The 8010-nt window shown below is 59.6% G+C and carries 9 protein-coding genes; 5 read left to right on the top strand and 4 right to left on the bottom strand.

Features of this window, described 5'->3' with window-relative positions; genetic code table 11:
* Nucleotides 1-60: 60 nt before the first annotated feature.
* Genes GKC28_RS21545 through GKC28_RS21555 form a run of 3 tightly spaced genes read right to left on the bottom strand, consistent with a single transcriptional unit; the run spans nucleotide 61 to nucleotide 3208 of the window.
* On the bottom strand, nucleotides 61-1557 hold the full coding sequence (locus tag GKC28_RS21545; protein WP_174149046.1) for an aldehyde dehydrogenase: 1497 nt from the start codon (nucleotides 1555-1557) through the stop codon (nucleotides 61-63).
* The gene (locus tag GKC28_RS21550; protein WP_174149047.1) at nucleotides 1554-2489 is read right to left on the bottom strand and encodes a dihydrodipicolinate synthase family protein; all 936 of its coding nucleotides are present in this window, start codon (nucleotides 2487-2489) and stop codon (nucleotides 1554-1556) included. The genes GKC28_RS21545 and GKC28_RS21550 overlap by 4 nt, the downstream gene beginning before the upstream one ends.
* Nucleotides 2486-3208, bottom strand: coding sequence for a GntR family transcriptional regulator (locus tag GKC28_RS21555; RefSeq protein ID WP_174149048.1), 723 nt, complete (start codon nucleotides 3206-3208; stop codon nucleotides 2486-2488). The genes GKC28_RS21550 and GKC28_RS21555 overlap by 4 nt, the downstream gene beginning before the upstream one ends.
* A gap of 131 nt (nucleotides 3209-3339) precedes the next feature.
* On the opposite strand from GKC28_RS21555, the gene GKC28_RS21560 reads away from it, so the two are divergent.
* From GKC28_RS21560 to GKC28_RS21575, 4 genes are read left to right on the top strand one after another with little or no spacing between them, the layout of a single operon-like run.
* A complete protein-coding gene (locus GKC28_RS21560; protein WP_174149049.1) occupies nucleotides 3340-4419 on the top strand; it encodes a glycine betaine/L-proline ABC transporter ATP-binding protein in 1080 nt (359 codons plus the stop codon).
* Between the two features lie 14 nt (nucleotides 4420-4433).
* Nucleotides 4434-5423, top strand: a complete 990-nt coding sequence (locus GKC28_RS21565; protein ID WP_174149050.1) for a proline/glycine betaine ABC transporter permease — start codon at nucleotides 4434-4436, stop codon at nucleotides 5421-5423.
* 29 nt (nucleotides 5424-5452) lie between these two features.
* The gene (proX, locus tag GKC28_RS21570; protein WP_174149051.1) at nucleotides 5453-6442 is read left to right on the top strand and encodes a glycine betaine/L-proline ABC transporter substrate-binding protein ProX; all 990 of its coding nucleotides are present in this window, start codon (nucleotides 5453-5455) and stop codon (nucleotides 6440-6442) included.
* Nucleotides 6443-6502: 60 nt separating this feature from the next.
* Nucleotides 6503-7456 carry a GlxA family transcriptional regulator gene (locus GKC28_RS21575; RefSeq protein WP_174149052.1) on the top strand — a complete coding sequence of 318 codons (954 nt, stop codon included), beginning with the start codon at nucleotides 6503-6505 and terminating at the stop codon, nucleotides 7454-7456.
* 95 nt (nucleotides 7457-7551) lie between these two features.
* Here GKC28_RS21575 and GKC28_RS21580 read toward each other — a convergent pair whose 3' ends face one another.
* A complete protein-coding gene (locus GKC28_RS21580) occupies nucleotides 7552-7740 on the bottom strand; it encodes a hypothetical protein (protein ID WP_174149053.1) in 189 nt (62 codons plus the stop codon).
* Between the two features lie 118 nt (nucleotides 7741-7858).
* Here GKC28_RS21580 and GKC28_RS21585 point away from each other — a divergent pair.
* A partial coding sequence (locus GKC28_RS21585) for a transposase (RefSeq protein ID WP_174149054.1) occupies nucleotides 7859-8010 on the top strand: 152 nt, incomplete at its 3' end.

The following is an 8010-nucleotide window of genomic DNA, read 5'->3' on the forward strand; positions in this document are numbered from 1 at the left end:
GGATGCTGTTCCAGGCCGCCGGTCCCGGAAGGACCGGCAGGCGATCTACACGAATGCCCGTCAATCGACCGCCTCATCCGCATTGTCGCTGAGGTCGATCCAGATCGTCTTGAGCTGGGTGTACTGGTCATGCGCGTGGATGCCGTTGTCACGACCGCCAAACCCGCTCGATTTAAACCCGCCGAACGGTGTCGCACTGTCACCCTCGCCAAAGCTGTTCACCGTGACGGTTCCGGCCCGGATCGCCCTCGCGCCGCGGATCGCCCGTTTGACGTTGGCGGTAAAGATCGACGCCGCCAGCCCGTATTCAGTGTCGTTGGCCAAGGCGATCGCCTCGTCAAAGCTGTCCACGGTCAGGACCGACAGGACCGGACCAAAGATTTCCTCGCGCGCCTGCGGGGCGTCCGCCGTGACTTCGAGGATCGTCGGCTCGACGAAGCCGTCCTTGGCGCTGCCGCCCATCACAACCTTGGGTTCCTTCCCCAGATACGAGCAGACCTTGTCGAAGTGATCCCTCGACACCAGCGCGCCGACGCGGTTCACCGGGTCGAGCGGGTCGCCCATGGGCCATTCGCGGGCATGCGCCTTGATCCGCTCCAGAAGCGCGTCCTTGACGCCTTTCTGCACGATCAGGCGCGACGAAGCCGAGCAGTTCTCGCCCATGTTCCAGAAGGCGCCATTGACTACATGTGCCGCCACGCGGTCGAGGTTTTCGGCATCGTCCAGCACCACCGCCGGGTTCTTGCCACCCATCTCAAGCGTGACTTCCTTGAGGTTGCTCTCCGCGGCATAGCGCAGGAAACGGCGGCCCGTTTCGGTCGAGCCGGTAAAGCTGAGTGCGTCGACATCCATGTGACGCCCCAGCGGCTCGCCGACCTCGGGGCCGGAGCCGGGCAGCACGTTGAACACGCCTGCGGGCACGCCCGCTTCCATGGCAAGTTCTGCAACGCGCAGCGCGGTCAGGGACGTCTCTTCGGCCGGTTTCACGATCACCGAACAGCCCGCCGCCAGCGCCGGGCCGATCTTCCACGCCAGCATCAAGAGTGGGAAGTTCCAAGGCAGCACGAGGCCCACGACCCCCACGGGTTCGCGCACAACCATCGCGATGTGATCGTCCGAGGCGGGTGAGACCTGATCGTAGATCTTGTCGATGAGTTCCGCATGCCATTTCAGGCAATGGATCGTCTCGGGAACGTCCACGGTTTCGCAATCGTAGATCGTCTTGCCGCTGTCGAGGCTCTCCATCACGGCCAGCTCGCGCGCGTTGCGCTTCATCAGCTTGGCAAGGCGGATCAACACCTCCTTGCGTTCGCCCGGATGCAGGCGCGACCAGCGCCCGTCCTCGAAGGCGTCGCGGGCCTTCTGAACGGCGAAATCTACATCCTCGGCGCCGCAGGCCGCGACCTTGGCCAGCACATCGCCCGTCGCCGGGTTAATGGTGTCAAAGGTCGCGCCGGACGCGGCGGGCCGGAAGCTGCCATCGACAAAGACCTGTGTCGGCAGGGTCAAATCCGCTGCGATGGCCTTGTATTCCTCGGTTGTCAAAAGGTCGCTCATTCTGCTGCCTCCGCCTGTGTGCCGGCGTTTGCCCCGGCTTCGATTTCGGCCACCGTGCGTTTGAGCACGCGGACCACCTGTTCCAGCTGTCGTTTGTCGTCCTTGTTCAGGGGGCGCAGGGGTGGGCGCGGAGGACCGGCATAATTGCCCATCATCTCGCAGCCAAATTTGACGCACTGGATGAACTTGCCACCCTGTTCCAGCACGCGCATCAGCGGCATCATCGCGGACATGATCCGGCGGCCCTTGTCAAAGTCGCTCTCCACCCGGCAGGCGTTCCACAGCGCGATATGTTCTTTCGGCAGGAAGTTCGACCCGGCGCAGACCCAGCTATTGGCACCCCAGGCAAAGAATTCCAGCGCCTGATCATCCATGCCACAGGACATCTGAATATGCGGGTAGTCACGTGCCAAAAGGTGCACACGATTGATATCGCCTGAGCTTTCCTTGATCGCGCAGAAATTGCGGCTGCGGCCGACGCGATCAAGGAATTCCTCGCCCATGTCGATGCCCATACGGCCGGGGTAGTTGTACAGCATGATCGGCAGGTCGGCGGCGCGGTCGATCGCCAGCGCGTTCAGCGCGTTTTCGCGTTCGGTCGGCACCGCATAGGGCGGCGAGCCGACAAGCAGCGCGGCCGCCCCGATCTTGGCAGCGTGTTCCGCCATGGCAACGGAATCGGGCAAGCGGATTGACACGGTGCCTACAATGAGCGGCAGGCGGTCGCCGATCACGTCCTTGACGAAATTGGCGATTTCCATCCGTTCTTCGAGGCTCTGGGCATAGTATTCTCCCGTAGAGCCGCCGTTGATCAGGCCGTGCACACCGGAATCGATCAGATACTCGATCTGGGCGGCCAGCGCATCATGGTCGATACTGCCATCCTCGCGGTGAGGTGTGATAACAGGCGTGTAAATGCCGTCGAATTTCATAAGGCTCCTTTCTGGCCCAGGGCGCCCGGCGCAGGGCCAAGCGGGATCTGCATGCCAACTGGTGTGACAAAGCTTTCGATTTCTGCCCGCGACAGCTCCCAGTGATCGAGGGCAAGCTGGGCGGCGCCATCGGCGTCGCCGGCTTCAATCAGGTCGATAAACTGGTCGTGCTGATCAGCTGCAACGCTCCGTTGCGCTGCCATGGATTGATTGCGCGGGTTGTAAAAGGACATGCCGATCCGCGTGTGATCGATGAGCAGTCGCCGCAGACTTGGCGTCAGAAATTCGTTATCGGCCATTTCGCCGATGACTGCATGGAACCGCTGGTTCATCAAGGCGCGCTCGGCCGTGTCGCCGTCGCGGATTGCCTTGCGAAAGAGGGTTTGCGTATCTTTCAGGCGCATGATCTGCGCTTCGGTCGCGTGCTCGGCCGCAAGGCGCGAGACCGCAGCATAGAGCATCGGCGCAGCCATGAAGAAGTTACGCATCGTCTTGTGCGTCATCGGTGCAACTTGCGCGCCGCGATTCTTGTGAAGAACGACGTATCCCTCGCCGGCAAGCTGGTTCAGGACTTCACGCAAGGGCGGACGGGAGATCTCGTATGATTCGGACAGCTCGGCTTCTTCAAGATAGCTGCCGGGCTCGAAATCCTGTGTCAGAATCCGTCGGCGGATGTCTTCGACACACCGGACCTTCCTGCTGATTGATCTTTCGCTCACGAATCTGCCTCCAAAATAACCGTCTCGCGCATTGACATACGATAGTTTTCGGCAAGACCTTGTGTAGCTCAAGAAAAGACAACTTGTCTACAAGAGAAATTTGTGCAATCTCCAATTTGAGGGAGGACCATATGACAGAGCAATCAGAAGATGCGGTGATCCGCTGTGAAGGCGTCTGGAAAATCTTTGGCAAGCGCGCGAACGAGGCCCATGAGGCCATTCGCAAGAAAGGCTTAACCAAGGATGAAATCCGGGATCAGTACGACTGTGTCATCGGCGTTCAGGACGCGAGCTTCTCCGTCCGGCGCGGAGAAATCTTCTGCATCATGGGGCTGTCTGGATCGGGCAAGTCGACCCTGATCCGCCATATCAATCGACTGATCGAACCAACCACAGGGTCCATCTTTATCGAAGGCCAGAACATTAACGACGTGTCGCAAAAGGAACTGCGTCGCCTGCGCGCCGAAAAGATCGGCATGGTGTTTCAGAACATGGCCCTGATGCCGCATCGTACGGTTCTCGAAAACGTCGCCTTTAGCCAGGAAGTGCGCGGCCACGACGCCGGGGAACGCACCCGCAACGCGCTGCGCGCCATCGAGGCCGTCGAATTGAACGGCTGGGAAACCAAATATCCTGACGAATTGTCCGGCGGGATGCAGCAACGCGTCGGCCTGGCTCGAGCCATCGCGGCCGATCCGTCGATCCTGCTGATGGACGAGCCGTTCTCGGCGCTCGATCCTTTGATTCGACGTCAGCTTCAGGACAAGTTCATGTCCTTGTCCGCCGAGATGAAGAAGACGACGTTGTTCATCACCCACGACCTTGACGAGGCGATCCGAATCGGCGACCGCATCGCCATCATGAAAGACGGTGTGCTGGTGCAGATCGGTACACCCGAGGACATCGTGATGAACCCGGCGGACGAGTATGTCGCTGACTTCGTGGCGGGCATTTCCAAGTTGGAGCTTGTGTCTGCCGCCAGGATCATGGAGCCGCTTGATGCCTATACCCAACGGCGCGGCCCGCTGGACATCGACACTTGCCCTGAGGCGCACCCGGACCATTCGCTGGATCAGCTTGTCGACCTTTCGGTGTCTACCCAGCATCCGATCATCGTCAAGATCGACGGCAAGTCGCTTGGCGTCGTCACCAAAAACGCGCTCCTGCGCGGGATCAAGGGCGAGATGCCCTCAACCGAACAAGCTGCCTGAGCGAGGATATTTCCATGGCCGACGAAAAGACCTTCAATATCCTCGATCCTTTCAGTTCCGTCGATCTGGGCATTGCCGACAGCGCTGACGGCATCAAGCAATGGGCGATTTCCAACCGCGACATCATCCAGCCGATCAAGGCCGTCTTCAACGATATTGTGGTGGCGATTGATACCGCTCTGAATGCCGTGCCGCCGGTTATCATGCTGATCCTGATCACGCTGATCGCGTGGCAGGCCGCGGGCCGCCGCACTGCCATCGTCGTCGGCGCCTGTCTTGTGGCGCTCGGGTTCCTCGATCCGAACGCGTGGTCGCTGGCCATGACCACGCTTGCCATCGTGATTTCTGCGGTCATCGCCTGTTTCATCATCGGGCTGCCGCTGGGCATACTGGCGGCCAAGAATGATACATTCGAAAAGATCCTGCGCCCTGTGCTGGACCTGATGCAGACTATTCCGGCCTTCGTCTACCTCGTGCCGGTCGTCATGCTGGTCGGCATCGGCAATGTCTCGGGCGTGATCGTGACGATCATCTTTGCCCTGCCGCCGCTAATCCGCCTGACGTCTCTCGGTATCCGGGGCGTGAACCCGTCTGTCGTCGAGGCGGCGCGGGCCTTCGGCGCCAATCCCCGTCAGATCCTGCTCAAGGTTGAGCTCCCCTTGGCGACGCCGACCATCCTTGCAGGGGTCAACCAGACCATCATGTTGTCGCTGTCAATGGTCGTCATCGCCTCGATGATCTCGGTCAAAGGTCTGGGCAACGAAGTGTTGCGCGCCATGGGGCGCCTTGATGCCGGCAAAGCTATCGTTGGTGGCCTCGGCATCGTGATCCTCGCTATCGTGCTGGACCGCATTTCGCAGGGCATGGGCCAATCGGGCCGTGAACGCGGCCACCGGCACTGGTGGCAAGGCGGGCCAGTCGGTCTGTTTCTTCGCATGACACAAGGCAAGAACAAAAATGAGACTACTCCGCCGCGTACCTCCAAGACGTCGGCGGAATCCTAACCAAGCTGAACCTAACAGGGAGAACTCCAATGTTCAGATCGACCGTCGTTGCCGCTCTCGCCGCAACTACCTTCCTCTCAAGTGCCGCAATGGCACAAGACATGCCGGGCGAGGGCGTCACAGTGCGTCCCGTCATCGGCCTTATCGCCGAGGAATACTTCCAAAGCCGCATTCTCTTCCGCGCGCTCGAAGACCTGGGCTATGAGGTTGCAGAACCTCTCGAGGCCGAAATTCAGACGGCGCACCTGGCCGTCGGTACCGGCGATGCGGATTTCTATCCAATTCACTGGGGCAACCTGCACACCGCGTTTTTCGAGGAATCCGGCGGTGAGGACGTGCTCGAACGTCTCGGGCCACTTGTCGATGGCATGCTGCAAGGCTACTTGATTGACAAGGCATCCTACGATGGCGGTGTCACCAATCTTGGCGATCTGTCCGATCCAGCAGTGGCTGCCAAATTCGATTCCGACGGCGATGGAATGGCCGATCTTGCCGGTTGCGTCCCGGGTTGGGGCTGCGAGCGCGTGATCGAGCACCAACTGACCGAATTCGGCTTGCGTGACACGGTCACGCACAACCAGGGTGCCTACAACGCGATCATCGCCGACACCATCGCCCGTGCAGGCAATGGCGAACCGATCCTGTACTACACTTGGACGCCCTACTGGGTCTCTGGTGCGCTGGTTCCGGGTCAGGATGTGGAATGGCTAAGCGTTCCTTATACCTCGCTGCCGGATGGCGTCGAGGCCAACACCGAATTCAACGGAAAGAACCTCGGCTTTGCGGTGGACAGCATGTATGTCCTGGCCTCGGACGACTTCGTCGAAGCCAACCCGGCTGCTGCAAAACTGTTCGAGGTCGCGCGGATTGACGTCAATGATATCTCGGCCCAGAACAAGATGATGGCCGATGGTGAGGACGGGTCTGACGCGATCGACGGTCACGTCGATGCCTGGATCGAAGCCAATCGCGCAGCCTATGACGGTTGGCTGGAAGCCGCTCGCGCCGCTGCCAATTGATGAACACAACCGTGCGGTCCCAGTGGGCCGCACGGTGCCTGTCTTTTAGAGTCGTAGCGCATGCCCGAACCACAACATTTCGTCTTTGCGCTGGTTGAGGACTTTACCCATATGGCCTTTGCTTGCGCGGTCGACCCTCTGCGCATCGCCAACCTCATCTCGGACAAGCCACTCTATCGCTGGTCCTATGCTTCGCTCGATGGGGAATCCGCGTGCAGTTCCGATGGCACCAGAATTGAGGTCCAATACGCGTTCAAGGATTTGCCCGAGTGCGATCGCCTGTTTGTTTTATCCGGCATCGGAATGCAGTCCAAGGATCACACAGTCCTGCTGAACGCGCTGCGGCGCAAAGATAGAATGACCAAGACCCGCATCGGTGCTTTGTGCTCTGGCAGTTGGGTTCTGGCAATTGGTGGATTTCTAAACGGACGCGAGGCCTCCATCCATTGGGAATACCATGACAGCTTCATGGAAAAGTTTCCTGAGGTGAACCTTCTTCGGAATGTCTTCGTAGCGGACGGCAAGCATCCGACGGCGTCTGGTGGGACAGCTACGGCGGACTTGATGCTGCATCTGATTGCCCAGAATCACGGTCAGGATCTATCAATCGCTGTTGCCGATCAGATGGTCTACAATGCGGTCAGAGAGGCGACAGCGGCGCAGAAGGTTTCTCTTCAGTCCCGCAATGGGATGCGTAACCCTCATTTGGCAGCCGCTATTACTCGGATGGGGGAACAGCTTGAGAATCCTGTTTCTCCCTCGGCAATCGCAAGAGAGCTCGGTATCTCGACCAGACAGCTGGAGAGGTTGTTTGGAAAATACCTCAACGCGTCCCCCAAGAAATATTACATGGACATGAGGCTTGAGCGCGCGCGGCACCTCCTCGTCCAAACCGAGATGTCAGTTATGGATGTCGCGATGGCGTGTGGGTTCGAAAGCTCGGGACACTTCTCGCGGGTCTATCGCACGGCTTTTGGTTGTACCCCGATGATGCAACGTGGTCGGCTGGGCTAGGGGGGGCTGCCAACGGTGACGACAGGCTGCGAAACTGGGTTCACCCGAGCTGGGTAGCGGGAAAAATTGGGCGGGCCATAGCCCGCCCTGTCAAATCATTCCATCGCCAGTTGGATGCTGTCCCTGATCGGCGTTGTCGGCCTGCCGATAAGCGTCGAAAGTGTCTTGCTGTCGTTGAACAGGGCACCTTGGGCCGCCTTGGCATCGCTATCTGCGAGGATAGCCGCAAATCCCTCGGGCAGCCCGGCACCGACCAGCGCCTCGGTAAAGGCGTCTTGCGGCATATCGGAATAGGCGAGCGGTTTGCCCGTTACCTCGTATGCGTCCGTTGAAACTGCTCTGACGGTGTCGGTCTGCTGCCGTTAATGTCCATGATCGATAATGGACATCTTGAGGCACTTCATGGCGGGAAAGAAAGGGCAGAAGAAGCGGTTCTGGTCTGACGAAGAGAAACGCACGATCTGTCGGCAGACGCGCGCGCCAGGCGTTTCCGTGGCGCAGGTGGCACGTCGCTATGCGATGAATTCGAACCTGCTCTTCACATGGCTGAGGGA

The sequence above is a fragment of the Leisingera sp. ANG59 genome, assembly GCF_013317235.1.
In the GTDB taxonomy this organism is placed as follows: Bacteria; Pseudomonadota; Alphaproteobacteria; order Rhodobacterales; family Rhodobacteraceae; genus Leisingera.